Genomic DNA, 18237 nt, shown 5'->3' with positions numbered 1-18237 from the left:
AAACTTAACCGCGAGGTTGGCGTTTTGAGTTCGTTTCGTTCACGGTGCATTGACCAAACCGCACAGTCGATAGGGGTTCACTTCCGTGCCCTTTGCCGACCGACGGCCGATGCCAGTGCCGCCTTCTAGGAGGCCAGAAGGGCGCAAACGAAAGCAGAATCAAGGCGATGAGGCTCGCGGCGGTGAAAATGCGGTACGCCGGTAGGGGACGTCGTTTGTTTCCCGAGCCTTAACGCATTCATTAAACTTTAAACAGTTGCGGAACACAACTGGAACAGATAGTGTTTGTTCTGGGTTTGTTTTTCTGATTCTGTTGGGGGTCGCTATGCTGACACGCAAACAACACGAACTGCTTATGTTCATCCACGAAAGGTTGAAGGAAAGCGGTATCCCGCCTTCATTCGACGAGATGAAGGAAGCGCTCGACCTGGCTTCCAAATCCGGAATCCACCGGCTGATTACGGCGCTGGAGGAGCGCGGCTTCATTCGCCGTTTGCCCAATCGGGCCCGTGCGCTGGAGGTGCTGCGCCTGCCTGACTCGATCGCCCCCGGCCTCAATGCGGCACGCAAGTTCTCGCCGAGTGTCATCCAGGGCAGTCTTGGGCAAGGCGGTTCTCGGCAAGGCAAGCCGTCATCGTCGCGCGTGCCCGCAGCCGGAAATGACGACGATGTCGTCGCCGCCGTTTCGATCCCGGTGATGGGCCGCATCGCCGCTGGTGTGCCGATCGATGCCATCCAGCACCAGACGCATTCGATTTCGGTTCCGCCGGATATGATCATGGGCGGCGAGCACTATGCGCTCGAGGTCAAAGGCGATTCGATGATCGAGGCCGGCATTTTCGACGGCGACACGGTGATCATCCGCAATGCCGATACGGCGAGCCCCGGTGAGATCGTGGTGGCACTGGTCGACGAGGAGGAAGCGACGCTGAAGCGGTTCCGCCGCAAGGGCGCCTCGATCGCCCTGGAAGCCGCCAATCCGGCCTACGAGACGCGCATCTTCGGACCAGACAGGGTCAAGGTGCAGGGCAAGCTCGTCGGACTGATCCGCCGCTACTGAGCTCCGCCCTTGGCGCCGGCTTTGGGGTTGTCGGCCCTGCGGTATGGCGGCAGGCCCCGTGCCGCGCGTGAAAATTTCCGCTGCACGTGCCAGGGCCGGTATGATTTTTCGACGGCAAAGCGGATCTCGGCGCGCGTTGCCGCTTGTGGATCGAAATAGACGGCGGCACTTCCCGCGCGCGCCAGTTGCCGTTTGGTGACGACGAGGACCAGCCGGTCGTAGTAGCAGGGGTTATGGGCGGTGGCGTCGTCGATGACGATCAAGCTGGCAAAGGCGCAGGCTGGCCGCGCAATATCGCGGTCCTTGGCTTGCGCGATGATCGCGCCGGATGGATGCCTGGCAAGGCAGAGGCCGTCCGTGCAAATGAACGGCATGCCCGGCGGTAGGTCGGCCGGATCGGCAATGTCGAATTGCGGGTCGTTCTTTCCAGGTGTTTCCGGCGCGACGATAGCCTCTGATGTGAGCGCGCGTTTCCAGTTGTCGATGGTGAACTCATTCGGGCGTGCCCGGTTGACCGCGAGTTCACCGCTGCCGATCGGCAGCGCGACCAGCCGTGCGTCCTCCGAGACCAATACGTCGGGTATGCGTGTCTGCGTTGTCGTCAGCAAGCCGGCGAGCGCAAAAGGAAGTGCCGCCAGCCGCAACCAGGTCGTCGCCATGCTGGCAATGACGAGGGCGATCGTCACCAGAAGGACGGATCTCAGCGAAATCAGCCCGACCGCATCGATCGGCGAGCGCTCCGAGATCCACCCGGACAGGGCGATCATCGCCGTCAGCCCCTTGCCCATGACATAGAGGAAAGGGCCATCCGCACCGAACGGCATCGCCAGCGCGCTGAGAACGGCGAAGGGCATGACGACCAGTGAGACGATGGGCATGATGGCCAGATTGGCGAACAGGCTGAGCGGCGCCACGCGCTGGAAATGCCATATGGCGAAAAGCGCCGTGGCGCTCCCTGCAATGATCGAGGTCATGGCCAGACCGCACATGCCCAGCAGGACCTTTCGAGTGGCAAAGCGTAGCGGCGACCGCCGCGGCGGCGGCGTGGTGGCCCTGCCGGCGCGGTAATCGGACCAGCCTGCATAGGCGCCGACAAGGGCCGCCGTCGCGGCGAAGGACATCTGGAAACTCGGACCGACCACCTCGTGCGGCGACACCAGGATGACCGCGATGGCCGAGATCGCCAGGTTGCGCATGGTGAGCGCGGCCCGGTCGAACAGCACGGCGATAAGCATCACCGCCAGCATGATGAAGCTGCGTTCGGCTGCCACGACAATGCCCGAAAAGACGAGGTAGGCCGCAATCGAAAAAAGCGCGGCGGCCGCGGCATATTTCTTGACCGGCCGTCGCGATGAGAAATCGGGAAACAGCGCAAAGGCACCCCGCAGCAGCGCCATGATGGTGCCGGCGACCAACGCCATATGCAGCCCCGAGATGGAGATGATGTGGTAGATGCCGGTGCGCCGCATCGCTTCGTTGATCTCCTCGGGAATGCCGGCGCGCACGCCGACGATCAGCGCAGCAGCAATCTCGCCCTCGGCACCGCCGATGCGGCTGCGGATATGGTCGGCGATGGATTCGCGCGCGTCTTCGATCGCGGAAGAAAGCTGCGCGGCAAGCGGCATGCTGCCCGACGACACGACTTTCGGATTGCCGAGAAAAAAGCCGCTGCCGCCGATACCGGCGAAATAGCTGTCGAAGGAGAAATCATAGCTGTCGGGCCGCACCGGGCCGGTCGGCGGCAGCAGCCGCACATAGCCGGTGATCTCGGAACCGGCGGTCAGCTCAGCCGGTATCTTCATCGCCGAAACGCGGACCCGTTCCGGCATGTAGCGCAGTGTCGGCCTGGCGGTTGAGATCACATCGATTGTCAGCCTGATGCGGCCGCTCGCCATGGGCTCGTACGATACGACGCGACCCGTCAGCCGCGTCGAGATTTCGGAACCGAGCATATGCGTTCCGACACGCCATGTCTCGAACTTGGCGGCAAGTACGCCAAGCGCGCAGAGCAGTGCCACCATGAAGCACAGGCGCGTCCTGGGCCATGACCGCGAGACGACGGCACAAAGGGCCGCGAGGAGCGCGATTGCGATCGGCTGTGGAAAGGCCGGCTCCACCGACAGCCCGAAATATACGACCACCCCGCATGCGAGGAACACCGGCACCAGCAGGAAGGCGATGCCGCGGTCGAGTTCCAGACCGGCTGCCGTGGTTACGCTGTTGCGGATACGGGACGGTGACGGGAGGCGGAAACGCCTGGGCAGGCGTACGATGGGCTCGCCCGCGGGCACGAGAACCGTTGCTGGGTCGCTGGCCGGCAGCGACGGAGCATCGAAGCGCGGAGCGGGTAGCAATGCCGGTGCCGGCAGGACAGGCGGGGGAGCGGCAAACAGCAAGCGTTCGCTGACGCCGCTGCCAACGTCCTCGCCCTCGCCCGCACCACGGCCTCGCACAGCCATCGGGTCTGCCCCTTGCGCCCTCGACCTCCTATGCTACATGAACGCGCAACGCGCGAAAGTCCGCAAACCCACTTCCTTCGCCCGCCTGAGAGTTCCATGCCCGATAAGGTCGTCACCCGTTTTGCCCCCTCGCCCACCGGCTATCTGCACATTGGCGGCGCGCGCACGGCGCTGTTCAACTGGCTGTATGCCAAGCACACAGGCGGCACGATGCTGCTGCGCATCGAGGACACCGACCGCGAGCGCTCCACCGATGCGGCGACGGCAGCCATTCTCGACGGACTTTCCTGGCTCGGACTCACCTGGGACGGCGCACCTGTCTCGCAGTTCGAGCGCGCGCCGCGCCATCGCGAGGTGGCCGAGGAGCTGGTGCGCTCGGGCAAGGCCTATTACTGCTACGCGACGCCGGCGGAGCTGGAGGCGATGCGCGAGGCAGCGCGAGCCAAGGGGCTGCCGCCCCGCTATGATGGGCGCTGGCGCGACCGCGACCCGTCGGAGGCGCCGCCCGGCGCCAAGGGGGCGATCCGCATCAAGGCGCCGACAGACGGCGAGACGGTGGTGCATGACCGCGTCCAGGGCGACGTGCGCTTTCCCAACAAGGATCTCGACGATTTCATTATTCTGCGCTCGGACGGCAATCCCACCTACATGCATGCCGTCGTCGTCGACGATCACGACATGGGCATCACCCACATCATCCGCGGCGACGATCATTTGACCAACGCCGCACGCCAGACCGTAATCTATCAGGCCATGGGCTGGGAGGTGCCGTCGATGTCGCATATCCCGCTGATCCACGGTGCCGACGGCGCCAAGCTGTCGAAGCGGCACGGTGCGCTTGGCGTCGAAGCCTATCGGGCCATGGGCTACCTGCCGGAGGCGCTGCTCAACTATCTGGCGAGGCTTGGCTGGAGCCACGGCGACGATGAGATCATGTCGATCGCCGACATGATTACATGGTTCGACATTGGCGACGTCAACAAGGGCGCCGCCCGTTTCGACTTCGCCAAGCTCGAGGCACTTAACGGCGTGCATATGCGCCGGATGAACGACGCGGCGCTGCTCGACATCTTCATCGCCACTCTGCCCTATCTTGAAGGCGGCCCAGCAATCGCCGCGCGCCTCGACGACAGACGCAGGGCGCAACTGCTTGCCGCTTTGCCGGGCCTGAAGGAGCGCGCCAAGACGCTGGTCGAACTTGCTGAAGGGGCTGCATTCCTTTTCGTCGAGCGGCCGGCGCCGGTCGACGAGAAGGCGGCGGCGCTGCTCAGCGGTGAGGCGCGCGCGATCCTGCGGGGCGCTCATGCGGCACTAGCCACGGTTTCGGAGTGGTCTGCCGCCTCAGCCGAAGCCGCGATCCGCGACTATGCGCAGGCCGCCGGCCATAAACTCGGCGCCGTGGCCCAACCTTTGCGCGCCGCGCTCACCGGCAAAAGTACCTCGCCAGGTGTCTTCGATGTGCTGGCCGTGCTTGGCCGCGAGGAAAGCCTGGCGCGGATCGCTGATCAAATCGATTAGCAAACTGGCCCAAGAAGATTGGCATTGAAAGGTGTGTTTCGCAGTGCAACATTGGGTCTTGGCCTAATCTGCCGCGCAGATTCAATTGCGGGCGCAAATGTGCGTATTCCGATGCTTTTGACGTGTTGGGTTCAGATATTTTGCCTTTGCCGGCCTGAGGAAACAAAAAGGAGTTTGCTATGACCGAACCTGCGACAAAAATGGAATTTGGCGGCAAAACCCAGGCATCGACGGCCAAGCTGGAACTCGGCGGCAAAATCCATGAATTCAAGATACGAAGTGGTTCGGTAGGACCTGACGTTATCGACATCGGTTCGCTCTACAACACCGCCGGCGTCTTTACCTACGATCCCGGTTTTACGTCGACTGCGAGCTGCGAATCGGAAATCACCTTCATCGATGGCGATGCCGGCATTCTTTTGCACCGCGGCTACCCGATCGACCAATTGGCCGAGCACGGCGACTTCCTCGAAGTCTGCTATCTCTTGCTCTATGGTGAACTCCCGACCAAGGCGCAGAAGGACGATTTCGACTACCGGGTGACGCGCCACACCATGGTGCATGAGCAGATGTCGCGCTTTTTCACCGGCTTCCGCCGTGATGCGCATCCGATGGCGGTGATGTGCGGCGTGGTCGGCGCGCTGTCGGCCTTCTATCACGATTCCACCGATATCTCGGACCCCTATCAACGCATGGTCGCGTCAATGCGGCTGATCGCCAAGATGCCGACGATCGCGGCGATGGCCTATAAATACCACATCGGCCAGCCATTCATTTACCCGAAGAACGAGCTGAATTTCGCAGCCAATTTCCTGCATATGTGCTTCGCCGTGCCTTGCGAGGAATACAAGATCAATCCGGTGCTGGCGCGCGCGATGGAGCGCATCTTCATCCTGCACGCCGATCACGAACAGAACGCCTCGACTTCGACCGTCCGCCTGGCCGGCTCGTCGGGCGCCAATCCTTTTGCCTGTATCGCTGCCGGCATCGCCTGCCTGTGGGGTCCCGCACATGGCGGCGCCAACGAGGCAGCCCTGAACATGCTGGGCGAGATCGGTCATGTCGATCACATCCCGGAATTCATTGCGCGCGCCAAGGATAAGAACGATCCGTTCCGATTGATGGGATTTGGCCACCGCGTTTACAAGAATTACGATCCGCGCGCCAAGATCATGCAGAAGACCGCGCACGAGGTCCTGGGCGAGCTCGGCATCAAGGACGATCCACTGCTCGACATCGCCATGGAGCTGGAAAGGATCGCACTGACCGATTCCTATTTCATCGAGAAGAAGCTCTATCCGAACGTCGATTTCTATTCCGGCATCACGCTGAAGGCGCTGGGCTTTCCCACCACCATGTTCACCGTGCTGTTCGCGGTCGCCCGCACCGTCGGCTGGATCGCGCAGTGGAAGGAGATGATCGAGGACCCGCACCAGAAGATCGGTCGCCCGCGCCAGCTCTATACCGGCGCGCCGGAACGGGACTACGTGCCAATCGCGAAGCGGTGAATGGTGAATGGTGAATGGTGAATGGTGAATGGTGAATGGGAGTAGCGAAGCGTCGCTCCCTGTCCATAGAAACCACTATTCACAATTCACTATTCGCAATTCACTCACTTCCTCACCATCCCCATCACCAACCCCGCGGCAATCTCGCCTGACGGCTTGGCGGTTGCCATACGCCCGGCAATGTCGGCAAAACCATGCTTCTGCCAGGTGCGGTAGGCGGTATCGGAGAACAGCGCCTCCAGCTGCCGCGCCAGATAATGCGGCCGCACATATTGATTGTAGTGTTCCGGCACAACCGGCCGGTCGGCAATGAGATTGGGCAAGGCTGCGCTCCATACTTTGATCAGCGGCTGCGCCATGCGCATGACCGGATCGAGCCGGTAGCAGGAGATCATCGGCACACCCGCCAGTGCCAGTTCCAGCGATACCGTCCCCGACGCGATCAGCGCCGCATCCGCCTTGCCGAAGGCCTGCCATTTGCGTTCGGCATCAAGGATGATCTCCGGCTTCTCGTCCCAGCTCGCGACCGAGGTCCTGACCAGGTCGGCGACGTGCGGCACCGTCGGCAATAGCAGGCGCAAGCGGTGCCCGCGCGCCCGCAGGATCGACAGCGTTTCGCCGAACGGCCCAACCAGGCGCCGCACCTCGCCGCGACGCGAACCGGGCAATACAAGCAACGTTTTCACACGGTCAGCGGAGAGGTTACGCGGCTGCGCCTGCGCCCTGGCGGCACTGACTATGCCCGGATCGTGTGCAAGGCGATGCCCGACATAGGTGCCGGGCGGCCCGCCCAGGCGAGCGAGTTCCTTCACCTCGAACGGCAGGATGCAAAGAATGTGATCGACATATGGCTTCATCGCCGCCGCCCTGCCCGGCCGCCAAGCCCACACGCTCGGGCAGACATAGTGGACGATCGGGATAGTCGGATCGGCGGCACGCACCTTCTTGGCGACGCGCAGCGAGAAATCCGGACTGTCGATGGTGATAAGGCAATCGGGCTTTTCACCGGCAATAGAGTTTGCCGTCTGGCCGATCCGACGCATCAGGCGCGGCAGGTCGCGCAGGATGGCGCTAAGCCCCATCAGTGCGATCTCGCTGCCGTCGAACAATGGCGCCAGGCCGAGCGCCTGCAAATGGCGGCCGCCGATGCCGACAAGCCGAACTTCGCGCCCGGTCATGCGCTTGAGCGCCTGCACAAGGTCGGCGCCAAGCAGGTCGCCGGACTCCTCGCCGGCGACGACGGCTATCTTCAACGGCCGCTCATTCGCCATGCGCCGGCTCCGCAGCAGGCAGGCCGATTACGAACAGGCCGAGCGCATTGGCACGTCCGATGGTGGCGGGACCTTCGAGCACTAGCGAGCGACCGGCTTCGACGGCAATGCCGGCCAGTCCGGCGGCATGCGCCGCCTCGACGGTCAGCGGGCCGATGGAGGGCAGATCGGCACGCAGTTCCTGACCGGGCTTGGCGCATTTGACCAGAACACCTCGGCTCCCGCCGGCCAGCCTGCCGTGCCCGCGCAACTCCCTTGTCCGCTCGAGCAGCCCGTCGGTGCCTTCGACGCCTTCCAACGCAATGGCGCGGCCGCCGACCGCAACAGCCGCTTGGCCGATATCCAGCGCGCCGATGGCTTTTGCCGCCGCGTGCGCCGCCTCGATGTCGCGCCAGTCGGATTTGCGTGGCGCCGCCTTGGTCAGCAGGCCTTCGGCGGCGACCAGCTCCGGCACGATCTCGTGAGCGCCGACGACCTTGATGCCGCTGCGCTCGATCCTGCGCACGAACAGTTTCAGCACCGTATCGTCCCCCCGGGTTACACCGACGAAGAGGCTGGGTAGCCACGCGAGCAGGCCCAAATTGAGGCGCATGGCGCTCAGCTTGGGGCGGCGCGTGATATGACCCGCGGTTACGAGATGCGTAACGTGATGCCGCTTAAGGATCGGCAGCAGCGAACCGACGTCTTCCAGCCTCAAGGTTGCCTGCTCATAGGGCTCGAAATCGGGTATGCGATCGACCTCGCCGGCCGCCATCACGACGAAGGGCAATTTGCCTTGCCGGGCGAGCGCTCGGGCAATTTCGACCGGGAGACTGCCGCCGCCGGCGATGATGCCGACCTTGGCATCTGGCGCGAGATCAAGGCCCTTTCCGGCAGCCTCAATCTTCGTCATCTGCCCTCAGTCTTCATCATCGGTATCGTCGCCGTCGCTACCCTTGAGCGACGGCACGGCGTAGTGCCGCTTGCCGCGACCGGCGATGAAGTCGACGATCTTCATGGCAGTCGGCGACGAGGCGAATTCCGCCTTGGCGAATTCGATGTTTTCGCCGACGGTCCGGGAGCGATCGAAGATCGTCTTGTAGGCTTTGCGCAGCAAGTGGATCTCCGAACGCGGCAGGCCGGCGCGCTTCAGACCAATGATGTTGAGGCCGCGAAGGCTGGCACGGTTGCCAACGGCGATGGCGTAAGGAATGACGTCGCCGACGATCGCCGAGCAACCGCCGAGAAAGGCGTTATCGCCGATGCGGACAAACTGATGAACCGCGGTAAGGCCGCCGATGTAGACATTGTCACCGACTTCGCAATGCCCGCCTAACGTCGCTTGATTGGCGAAGGTGGCGTTCTTGCCGACCACGCAGTCATGGGCAATATGGGCATAGGCAAGGAAATTGCCGTTGTCGCCGATCGTCGTCTCGCCGCGGCTGGAATCGGTGCCGACATGCATGGTGACACCTTCGCGGATCGTGCAGTTCTCGCCGATCACCAGCGTGGTACGGCCGCCCTTGTGCTTGGTGTTCTGCGGCGGCCCGCCCAGTATCGCCATCGGATAGACCTTGGTCGATGCACCGATGGTGGTCGCGCCAATCACCGAGACATGGCTGACCAGTTCGACGCGGTCGCCGATCACGGCGTCGGGGCCGACGTGACAGAAGGGCCCGATGCGGGCGCCTTCGCCGATTTGGGCGCCTGCCTCGATGACCGACGATGGATGGATGACTGTCTGGATTTTCATTAGCATTCGTTTGTCAGCCGCTTGCGACCATCATCGCCGAGATCTCGGCTTCCGCCGCCTTGGCGCCATCGACGAGGGCCTCGCAAGCGAATTTGAGAAGATTGCCGCGTTTCTTGATTTTCTTCACATGAATTTTCAGCTGGTCGCCTGGAACGACCGGCTTGCGGAACTTGGCATTGTCGATGGTCAGGAAATAAACCAGCGACGGCTTTTCCGTACCAAGGCTGCGGATGCAGATGGCGCCGGCCGTCTGCGCCATCGCCTCGATGATCAGCACGCCGGGCATGACCGGCTGGTCGGGGAAATGACCTTGGAAATGCGGCTCGTTTATGGTGACGTTCTTGATGCCGATGGCGGATTCGTCGCCATCTATGTCGACAATACGGTCGATCATCAAGAACGGATAGCGGTGCGGCAGGAGCTTCATCAGCCGCATTATGTCAACCGCTTCGAGCGTCGCCGCTGCGATGTCAGCCATTTCCCCCCTCACCCTGTTTGCGCGTCCGTGCAAGTCTGCGCAAGGCCGCTATCTCGCGCATGGCTTCCGCCATCGGCTGCGCCGGATATCCTCCCCAAATCTCACCGGCAGGCACATTGCTCATAAACCCGCTTCTTGCCGCAAGCTTGGCCCCGGACCCGATGGTCAAATGATCCGCAAGGCCGACACCGCCACCCATGGTGACGTTGTCGCCTACCGTCACGGAACCGGAAATACCCGAAAGCCCGGCTATTATGCAATTGCGGCCGATGCGAACGTTGTGCGCGATCTGCACCAGATTGTCGATCTTGGTGCCCTGGCCGATGATCGTGTCGGACATGGCGCCGCGATCGACGGTCGTATTCGACCCGATCTCGACGTCGTCCTGGATGATGACGCGGCCGATCTGCGGAACCCGCTCCGGACCCTTGGCGCCGGCCACGAAACCGAAGCCATCCTGGCCGATCCTGGCACCGCCATGGATGATGACGCGATTGCCAATCAACGCATATTGCACGCTGGCACCTGGACCGACATAGCCGTCGCGGCCAATCTGCGAAGACGGACCGATGACCGCATGCGGGGCAATGACGGTCCCGCTGCCGATGGCAGCGCGAGGTCCGATGATCGCACCCGCTTCGATGATCGCGCCGGCCTCGACATGGGCGGTCGCATCGATATGGGCGTGCGGCGAGATACCGGTTTCGCCGGTCATCGGTCCAGGCGTTGCAGCCGCCGGAAAAAGCAGACGCCCGACCATTGCGAAGGCCTGCTGCGGGCGCGGATGCACCAGCACCGCGATGCCCGCCGGCGCCTTGCCGGCAAATTCGGCAGGGCAGAGAACCGCCGCCGCCCGCAGTGACTGCATCAGGGCGAAATTGCGCCTGCCATCGACGAAGACAAGGGCGTTCTCGCCGCCTTCGTTGGCGGGCGCCAGAGCCTCGATCGATACATCGGAGAGACCGGAATCAACAAGCGTCGAGCCAGTCAGATTCGCGACTTCGCCGGCCGTATACCGGCGTGAGGGCGCGAAGAACACCGGATCGGTCATTCCAGAAGCAATATCCAGCTAGCGCATGACTCGAAAATCGGAAATCGACCCTCGGAAAGGATCATGCGCAAATCAAAGTGCTACACCGTCCTTTGCGCGTCCGATAGGACGCGCTGCGCTGTAGTGTCGGATCACTGCCATCCGGATCCAAACGAGCCGGAAGCATCATTGCCCGCACATCAGAAGCGGGTCGATATGCCGAAGTTGAATTCCTGCACGTCGTCGGTCTTTTCCTTCTTGACCGGGATCGCATAGTCGATGCGGATCGGGCCGAAAGGCGATGCCCACATCAAACCGACACCGACGGAAGCGCGCCATTCCATGCCGGTTGTCGAAGAATTGACAAGGCCACTTGCGATTTTGCTGCCGTAGAGCGTTGCCGCATCGGCGAACACAGCGCCACGCAAACCGAAGCTTTCGGGGATGACCGGCAGCGGGAACTGCGCTTCCGCCGAGGCATTGAAGTAGGTGGTGCCGCCGAGATGGTCATTGCTGTTGTCCGAAGCAACCGGGCCGATGCCGCCATATTCGAAACCGCGGATCATACGGTCGCTGCTCTGGAAATGGTCGAAGACGCGCAGATCGCCGTTGCCATATCCCTGGACATGGCCAGCGCCGCCCGAAACGAGGCCCACCAGGTCCAATTGTTCGGACAACGTCTGATAAATGCTGCCGCGCGCCGTGACCTTGATGAACTTGGCATCGCCGCCGACGCCGGCCACTTCGGTGCCGACATTGGCATAAATACCGTCATGCGGGTTCTTCATGTCGTCGATGGTATTGTAGATCAGGCCGAGGCTGACCGAGGACTTGAGCCATGGGCTCTCTTCAACGCCGTTTACGATCGCCTGGGAGACGTCGCAGGTGCCACCATTGATAACGGGAACGCAGCCCTCGTCGAACTCGTACTTCTCTTGCGCAATATTATAAGCCAGCTGCGTTGAGATGTTGTCGGTGATCGGCAGACCGAAGCGGACGGTCGCGCCTGTCGTGTCGCTGTCGTAATGGTCGTAGTTTCGGCTCTGCTTGTAGATGTCGAAGCCGGCCGCGATCCGGCGGCCGAGGAAATAGGGTTCGGTGAAAGAGAAGCTGTAGTCGCGCGAGTTCTTGCCACCGCCCGCCGCCACCTTGATGAATTGGCCGCGACCGAGGAAGTTGCGCTCACTGACGGAACCTTCGACGGACGGACCTGACGTTTCACCGCCGCTCGAATAACCGGCGCCGACCGTGAACTCACCGGTCGATTTCTCGACCACATCGACCACCAGCACAACCTGGTCCGGCTCAGAACCCGGAACGGTGGAAATTTCGACTTTTTCAAAATAATCGAGCGCTTCCAGCCGCCTCTTCGCGCGCTGGATGAGCACCTGATTGAAAGCATCGCCTTCGCTGACATCGAACTCGCGGCGAATGACGTAGTCGCGCGTCCGATCGTTGCCGCGAATCTCGATGCGCTCGATATAGGCCTTGGTCCCCTGATCGACCGTATAGACGACCGAGATCGTGTGGTTCTCGAAGTTGCGGTCGCCGCGCGGCGTCACCTGGGCGAAGGCATAGCCGGATCCAGCGACCTTTTCGGTCAAGGCGATGATCGTGTCCTCGACGTTCTTGGCGTTGTAGACATCGCCCTTGTGGGTCTCGACCACCGATTCAAGCGACTTGGCGTCGACCTCGGGGATCGTGCTTTCGACGCTGACATCCCCGAACGTATAACGCTCGCCCTCCTGTACCGTGATGGTGACGGTGTATTTGTTGGTGGTGTCGTCGAGTTCGCCGACAGCCGAGACGACCTGGAAGTCGGCATAGCCGTGATTATAATAGAAGCGGCGCAGCAGCTCCTGGTCGGCGCGCAGCTTGTCCTCGTCATAAACGTCGTCGCGCAGCACGAACGACAGGAAGGACGAACGCTTGGTGGAGATGATGTCCGACAGCCGGCGGCTCGAATAGGCGCTGTTGCCGACGAAATTGATCGCTGCGATCTGGGTGCGGCCGCCTTCGTTGATGTTGAAGACCACGTTTACCCGGTTGTCGCCGAGATCCATGATCTGGGTGGTCACGGCGGCATCGTCGCGGCCGATACGCCGGTATGCGGCCTTGACCGCCTCGACATCGGCATCGAGCTGCTGTTGCGAGAAGGTGCCGCGCGGCTTCAATTGCACCGCGGCCTCAAGCGCGTTGTCCTTAAGCTTCTTGTTGCCCTGGAACAGCACCTGGTTGACGACCTGGTATTCGGACACCTTGATGACCAGCGTCGATCCGACCTGGTTGATCTGCACATCCGAAAACAGCCCGGTGCCAAACAGCGCCTTGACCGCATCGTCGATATCCGAACTGGAAAACGCCTTGCCGGGCTTGATCGTCACGTAATTGCGGATGGTGTCCGCGTCGACACGCTGATTGCCGGTGACTTCGACTCTGGAGACGACAGCCGCCTCGGCGGCCGATGTGGCAACGAACTGCACTGCGAGCGCGCCTGGTACAACCAGAGCGGCGGACATAGCCACCGCGGACGCGGCGCTCAGAAACTTGGATGCTGCCTTCATCGGGCTTTTGTACCTTTTCTCGAAGTCCCCACGGCGAGAAAACCGGACGTGCGGTAATTTCCCCTACCGTATTAACCGGATTTTCCCTACACGCAAGGCTTCTGGTTAATTTGTATTTACTTAACCCTGAGGCGTGGCTTTCGCGTCACGCATATCCCCACGCATGGTAAACGGCGTCTCAACATTGCTCGTGCCGAAGCCAAATTCCTTCATGATTTCAGCACCCAAACAGATCGTTCCAGAAAACAAAGCCCATGAACCCGAGCACCAATATGAGGCCGCTTCGGTAAGCCATTTCCATCATGCGTTCGGACACCGGCCGCCGGATGACAGCCTCCACGCCGTAGAACAGAAGATGCCCTCCGTCGAGGGGGGGAATCGGCAAAAGGTTGAGAATCCCTATCCCGACTGACAGGAATGCAACAAGCTGCACGAGCCATTCAAAGCCGAGCTTTGCCGCCTGACCCGACATCTTGGCGATCTTGATGGGGCCGCCCAGCTGGCACTTGTCCTCGCGACCGACAACGAAACGTTGCAGGAACTGGCCGGTACGCTGGATGACGTGTCCGGTTTCCTGGACCGCTGCCCCGACCGCCCCGGCCGGACTATAGGTGATCAGCCGTGGCTGGCCGAGTTCCTTGTTGTTGACGACGCCGATCACGGCCACCTGGACCTTGTTGCCCAGTGCGTCTTGTTGTTCCATCAAGCGCGGCGTCGCCGTGACGGTGATTTCCTTGCCGGCGCGTAACATGACGAAGGTGATGCTGTCGCCGGCGCGGCCAGAGACCAGACGCTGGACGTCGGCAAAGGTCTCGACCTTGCTGCCGTCGACGCTGACGAATCGGTCGCCGGGCATGATGCCGGCCGCGGCGGCCGGACTGCCGACGGTGACCTCAGCCACCATCGGCTCCAGCACGGGCCGGCCATGGACGGAAAACAGCACGGCAAAGACGGCGATCGTCAGCAGGAAGTTGAACAGCGGCCCCGCCACGACGGTCGCCGCCCGCTTCCAGATCGGCTGCGTGTGGAAGGCAACCTTGCGTTCTTCGTCGCTCAGCGCCTCGATCTCCTCCGAGCTGGGCTGGCTCGACGTCGCGTTCATGTCGCCGACGAACTTGACGTAGCCGCCGAGCGGTATGGCGCAAAGCTTCCAGCGCGTGCCGCGGCTATCGTTGAAGCCGATGATCTCTGGGCCGAAACCGATCGAAAAGGCTTTTGCGCCGATACCGCACCAACGCCCGACGAGGTAATGGCCCATTTCGTGGACAAAAACGACCACGGTCAGCACGAACAGGAAAGGCACCAGCGTGCCGAGGACAAAGCCCTCTGTGCTGAAAACCGCGTGAAAAATCTCGTTCAATTCATGCCCTCAAATTCATCCACGGCACAGATCACGCCGCGACTGTGACATCAATCCAGGCGAATCCATGACGCAGCCCCGCGCCGGCCCACCGACGATGCCGTTCAAACCGGAAACAGCCCCTGTGCCGGATGGTCGGCGGTCGCGGAAATCCAGCCGATGACGTATAGGGCGAAAGCCGCCGCGACAAGCCCATCTACCCGATCCATGATGCCGCCATGGCCGGGTATCAGCGTGCCGGAATCTTTACGGCCGTGGCGTCGCTTGACCCATGATTCGAACAGGTCGCCGGCCTGCGCGACAATCGAAAGCACCAGTGCGACCACGCCAAGCACGACGAGGTTGCCCGTTCCGGCTACGGCGGCCAGAAGCAGCCCGGCCACTACGCCGCCGACCACCCCACCGAGCGCCCCGCTCCGCGTCTTGCCCGGCGAGATCGACGGCGCCAGCCTTGGACCACCGATGGAGCGGCCGACGAAATAGGCAAAGATATCGGTCGCCCAAACCACGGCGAATAGGAACAGAATGGCCAGCAGCCCTGAATGGTCGCCGTCACGCAAGAAGGCCAGCGACAAGCCGGACACGGCCGCATAGGCAAGGCCGGATGCTTCCCACGGTCCTGCCCTGCGCATGGAAGAAGCGACGGCAGTGACAGCAACCAGAGCCGCGACGAGCGGCAGCAGCAAAGACGCAGGCAGGCCGGCGACGAGGGCACCAATAAAGACCACGATCAGCGCCTCGGGCAGAAAGCCGAGACCTGCCGTGGCACCAGCACCTGCCGGGGCAACGGGGCGGCTCATCCGCGTCCACTCGTAGAAGATCACCGCCGCCATGGCGGCGCAAAGCAACCGGAAGGACAGTCCGCCGAGCCAGGTCAGGGCAAGCGTGACGATGGCAAGCACGACGGCCGAAATGACCCGGAGTTGGAGGTTGCTCATTCCTCAGCCTGAGGCGACATCTTGGGCGGCAAGTCCGCCGAAGCGGCGCTCGCGGCCGGCGAAATCGCGCAGTGCATCGGACAGGTGCTCGCGACTGAAGTCGGGCCAGTAGCAAGGCAGGAAAACGAGTTCGCTATAGGCGGCCTGCCATAACAGGAAGTTGGACAGCCGAAGCTCGCCGCTGGTGCGGATGACCAGTTCCGGGTCCGGAATGCCCTCTGTATCGAGCGAGCTGGCAAAGGAATCGGCCGTGATCGCGTCGCTCTCGATCTCACCGCGCGCCGCCGCCGCTGCGAGCTTGCGCGCGGTGCGCACGATCTCGTCGCGCCCGCCGTAATTGAAGGCAATGACCAGTGTCAGCGCCTCGTTGCTGAGAGTGAGCGTTTCGGCTTCCTCGAGCAGCCCCCTTATGTCGGGCTGCAGCCCTGCCCTGTCACCGATGACCCTGATCCGCACCCCACTCTGGTGCAGCTCGGCGAGGTCACGTCGGATGAAAAGCTTCAGCAGGCCCATGAGGTCGCTGACTTCGGATTTCGGCCGTGACCAGTTTTCCGACGAAAAAGCGTAGACGGTCAGGAAGGAGATGCCGAGGCCGGGGGCGGCGCGAACTGTCTTGCGCAGCGCCTCGACGCCGGCGCGGTGACCGGCCAGCCGCGGTAAGCCGCGCGCCTTGGCCCAGCGTCCGTTTCCGTCCATGATGATCGCGACATGCGCGGGCGTTGCCATATTCTCGCTTCCGGGCCAGGCGTGGCCAGACCCTAGACCTGCATGATTTCCGCTTCCTTGTCGGAAAGCAGGTGGTCGATGGTGCTGATTGTCTCGTCGGTCAGTTTCTGAACCTGGTCGGCCCGTTTGCGATGGTCGTCCTCACTGATGTCGCCGTCCTTTTCCGCCTTTTTCAGAAAGTCCATGCCGTCCCGGCGAACGTGGCGTGCGGCGACGCGGGCATTCTCGGCATAACCGTGCGAGATCTTGACCAGCTCCTTGCGGCGCTGTTCGTTGAGCTCGGGCAGCGGAATCCTGAGATTGGTACCGTCGACGATAGGATTGAAGCCGAGATTGGCTTCACGGATGGCGCGGTCGACTGCGCTGACCATCGACTTGTCCCAGACCGAAACCGAAATCATGCGCGGTTCCGGCACCGACACTGTTGCCACCTGGTTGATCGGCATGGTGGTGCCATAGGCCTGCACCTGGACGGCATCGAGCAGGTTGCTCGACGCGCGGCCGGTGCGCAGCGAAGCCAGATCATGCTTGAACGCGGCGATCGCCCCGTCCATGCGCCGTTTGAGATCGTCGTACTCGCCACTCATCATCGTCTCCTCGACCCGTTAACCCGGGTTCACTGCTTAGGCCCTGTTCGAGCCTCATCCGCAACCGGTCCCTTTCGGGTTCATGGTCCGGTCAATCGTCTGCGACAACCGTGCAACGGCCACCGCCCCTCAGGATATCGCCGAAGCCACCCTTCTCGTGGATCGAATAGACGATTATCGGAATGTTGTTTTCGCGCGCAAGTGCAATCGCCGCCGTATCCATGATCGAAAGCCCGCGTTTGATGACTTCGTCATGGCTGATCCGCTCGAAACGTGTCGCATGCGGGTCCTTCTTGGGATCAGCCGAATAGACACCATCGACCTGGGTGCCCTTGAACAGAGCATCGGCGCCGATCTCGGCGGCGCGAAGGGCCGCAGCCGAATCGGTGGTGAAGAACGGATTGCCGGTGCCGCCGGCGAAGATGACGACCTTGCCCTGGTTCATGTAGGCGGTCGCCTGACGCTGCGAAAAACTTTCGCAAAGCTCGGGCATGGCGATCGCCGACAGCACCACGGCGTCGACGCCGATCTTGTTGAGCGAGGTGCGCAGCGCCAGCGAATTGATAACCGTGGCAAGCATGCCCATATGGTCGCCGGTGACGCGGTCTCCGCCTTTTGACGCAACCGCGACGCCACGGAAGATGTTGCCGCCGCCTATGACGACACCGACTTCGATGCCCAATGCGCGGGCCTCGGCGATGTCGGCGGCGATGCGGTCGACCACCGATACGTCGATGCCGAAATGCTGCTCGCCCATCAACGCTTCGCCCGACGCTTTCAGCAAGACACGTCGGTAGAGGGGCTTCACCGTCATCTGGTCCTCGTCATCGTGCGTGTGACGCGTTTCGGTGCGCCCCGAAACACTGGGCGTTCCGATACACGAAGGGCGCCCCCAAGTAACCCCGCGCCCCCGCCCGGAAATTTTGATAGGGGGCCGGGAAAGCCCTCACCGAAACCCCGCAAAAATTGCACCCATGATCACATACCGCACATAAAGTTCCGGCGT

15 protein-coding genes are annotated in these 18237 nt (G+C 62.2%); 3 read left to right on the top strand and 12 right to left on the bottom strand.

Annotated elements, in window-relative coordinates; translation table 11 throughout:
- The first annotated feature begins 325 nt into the window (after window positions 1–325).
- Window positions 326–1060, top strand: coding sequence for a transcriptional repressor LexA (gene lexA / locus NKI70_RS17940; protein ID WP_352724788.1), 735 nt, complete (start codon window positions 326–328; stop codon window positions 1058–1060).
- Here the strand turns inward: lexA and NKI70_RS17935 are convergent.
- Window positions 1054–3519, bottom strand: a complete 2466-nt coding sequence (locus NKI70_RS17935) for a ComEC/Rec2 family competence protein (protein ID WP_352724787.1) — start codon at window positions 3517–3519, stop codon at window positions 1054–1056. The two genes, lexA and NKI70_RS17935, sit on opposite strands and share 7 nt — an antisense overlap.
- A gap of 96 nt (window positions 3520–3615) precedes the next feature.
- Between NKI70_RS17935 and gltX the strand changes: the two genes are divergently transcribed.
- Window positions 3616–5037: a glutamate--tRNA ligase gene (gene gltX / locus NKI70_RS17930; protein ID WP_352724786.1), complete on the top strand. Its 1422-nt coding sequence runs from the start codon at window positions 3616–3618 to the stop codon at window positions 5035–5037.
- A 179-nt stretch (window positions 5038–5216) separates the two neighbouring features.
- Window positions 5217–6545, top strand: a complete 1329-nt coding sequence (gene gltA / locus NKI70_RS17925; RefSeq protein WP_352568691.1) for a citrate synthase — start codon at window positions 5217–5219, stop codon at window positions 6543–6545.
- A 104-nt stretch (window positions 6546–6649) separates the two neighbouring features.
- Here the strand turns inward: gltA and lpxB are convergent, their stop codons facing one another.
- The 11 genes from lpxB to pyrH all read right to left on the bottom strand — a co-directional run bounded on the left by lpxB (window position 6650) and on the right by pyrH (window position 18045).
- Window positions 6650–7816 (bottom strand): lipid-A-disaccharide synthase, encoded by a 1167-nt coding sequence (lpxB, locus tag NKI70_RS17920; protein WP_352724785.1) that lies wholly within the window; start codon window positions 7814–7816, stop codon window positions 6650–6652.
- Window positions 7806–8708 (bottom strand): LpxI family protein, encoded by a 903-nt coding sequence (locus NKI70_RS17915; RefSeq protein ID WP_352724784.1) that lies wholly within the window; start codon window positions 8706–8708, stop codon window positions 7806–7808. The genes lpxB and NKI70_RS17915 overlap by 11 nt, the downstream gene beginning before the upstream one ends.
- 6 nt (window positions 8709–8714) lie before the next feature.
- A complete protein-coding gene (gene lpxA, locus NKI70_RS17910) occupies window positions 8715–9548 on the bottom strand; it encodes an acyl-ACP--UDP-N-acetylglucosamine O-acyltransferase (RefSeq protein WP_352474276.1) in 834 nt (277 codons plus the stop codon).
- Window positions 9549–9561: 13 nt separating this feature from the next.
- Entirely contained in the window at window positions 9562–10026 is a 465-nt protein-coding gene (gene fabZ / locus NKI70_RS17905; RefSeq protein WP_023674942.1) for a 3-hydroxyacyl-ACP dehydratase FabZ, read from the bottom strand.
- Window positions 10019–11077 (bottom strand): UDP-3-O-(3-hydroxymyristoyl)glucosamine N-acyltransferase, encoded by a 1059-nt coding sequence (gene lpxD, locus NKI70_RS17900; RefSeq protein WP_352448823.1) that lies wholly within the window; start codon window positions 11075–11077, stop codon window positions 10019–10021. Before lpxD ends, fabZ begins: the two co-directional genes overlap by 8 nt.
- A gap of 179 nt (window positions 11078–11256) precedes the next feature.
- Entirely contained in the window at window positions 11257–13620 is a 2364-nt protein-coding gene (gene bamA, locus NKI70_RS17895; protein ID WP_352625621.1) for an outer membrane protein assembly factor BamA, read from the bottom strand.
- A gap of 217 nt (window positions 13621–13837) precedes the next feature.
- On the bottom strand, window positions 13838–14980 hold the full coding sequence (gene rseP, locus NKI70_RS17890) for an RIP metalloprotease RseP (protein ID WP_023674938.1): 1143 nt from the start codon (window positions 14978–14980) through the stop codon (window positions 13838–13840).
- Window positions 14981–15084: 104 nt separating this feature from the next.
- A complete protein-coding gene (locus tag NKI70_RS17885; protein WP_352474281.1) occupies window positions 15085–15918 on the bottom strand; it encodes a phosphatidate cytidylyltransferase in 834 nt (277 codons plus the stop codon).
- A gap of 3 nt (window positions 15919–15921) precedes the next feature.
- Window positions 15922–16644, bottom strand: coding sequence for an isoprenyl transferase (locus tag NKI70_RS17880; RefSeq protein ID WP_352700815.1), 723 nt, complete (start codon window positions 16642–16644; stop codon window positions 15922–15924).
- Window positions 16645–16676: 32 nt separating this feature from the next.
- Window positions 16677–17231 (bottom strand): ribosome recycling factor, encoded by a 555-nt coding sequence (gene frr, locus NKI70_RS17875; protein WP_084640965.1) that lies wholly within the window; start codon window positions 17229–17231, stop codon window positions 16677–16679.
- A gap of 91 nt (window positions 17232–17322) precedes the next feature.
- The gene (pyrH, locus tag NKI70_RS17870) at window positions 17323–18045 is read right to left on the bottom strand and encodes a UMP kinase (protein WP_023674934.1); all 723 of its coding nucleotides are present in this window, start codon (window positions 18043–18045) and stop codon (window positions 17323–17325) included.
- Between the last annotated feature and the right edge of the window lie 192 nt (window positions 18046–18237).

The sequence above is a fragment of the Mesorhizobium sp. M0500 genome (assembly GCF_040321165.1).
Taxonomy (GTDB): Bacteria; Pseudomonadota; Alphaproteobacteria; order Rhizobiales; family Rhizobiaceae; genus Mesorhizobium.
The sequence above is the reverse complement of the archived record's forward strand: the minus strand, read 5'-3'. Positions and strand labels throughout refer to the sequence as shown.

What these genes read in the sequence shown, in the direction of transcription:
- gltX (WP_352724786.1), top strand. Translation starts at nt 3,616, where the DNA reads ATGCCCGATAAGGTCGTCACCCGTTTTGCCCCCTCGCCCACCGGCTAT.
- bamA (WP_352625621.1), bottom strand. Translation starts at nt 13,620, where the DNA reads ATGAAGGCAGCATCCAAGTTTCTGAGCGCCGCGTCCGCGGTGGCTATG.
- NKI70_RS17935 (WP_352724787.1), bottom strand. Translation starts at nt 3,519, where the DNA reads ATGGCTGTGCGAGGCCGTGGTGCGGGCGAGGGCGAGGACGTTGGCAGC.
- lpxA (WP_352474276.1), bottom strand. Translation starts at nt 9,548, where the DNA reads ATGAAAATCCAGACAGTCATCCATCCATCGTCGGTCATCGAGGCAGGC.
- gltA (WP_352568691.1), top strand. Translation starts at nt 5,217, where the DNA reads ATGACCGAACCTGCGACAAAAATGGAATTTGGCGGCAAAACCCAGGCA.
- NKI70_RS17880 (WP_352700815.1), bottom strand. Translation starts at nt 16,644, where the DNA reads ATGGCAACGCCCGCGCATGTCGCGATCATCATGGACGGAAACGGACGC.
- pyrH (WP_023674934.1), bottom strand. Translation starts at nt 18,045, where the DNA reads ATGACGGTGAAGCCCCTCTACCGACGTGTCTTGCTGAAAGCGTCGGGC.
- fabZ (WP_023674942.1), bottom strand. Translation starts at nt 10,026, where the DNA reads ATGGCTGACATCGCAGCGGCGACGCTCGAAGCGGTTGACATAATGCGG.
- frr (WP_084640965.1), bottom strand. Translation starts at nt 17,231, where the DNA reads ATGAGTGGCGAGTACGACGATCTCAAACGGCGCATGGACGGGGCGATC.
- lexA (WP_352724788.1), top strand. Translation starts at nt 326, where the DNA reads ATGCTGACACGCAAACAACACGAACTGCTTATGTTCATCCACGAAAGG.
- NKI70_RS17885 (WP_352474281.1), bottom strand. Translation starts at nt 15,918, where the DNA reads ATGAGCAACCTCCAACTCCGGGTCATTTCGGCCGTCGTGCTTGCCATC.
- lpxB (WP_352724785.1), bottom strand. Translation starts at nt 7,816, where the DNA reads ATGGCGAATGAGCGGCCGTTGAAGATAGCCGTCGTCGCCGGCGAGGAG.
- lpxD (WP_352448823.1), bottom strand. Translation starts at nt 11,077, where the DNA reads ATGACCGATCCGGTGTTCTTCGCGCCCTCACGCCGGTATACGGCCGGC.
- NKI70_RS17915 (WP_352724784.1), bottom strand. Translation starts at nt 8,708, where the DNA reads ATGACGAAGATTGAGGCTGCCGGAAAGGGCCTTGATCTCGCGCCAGAT.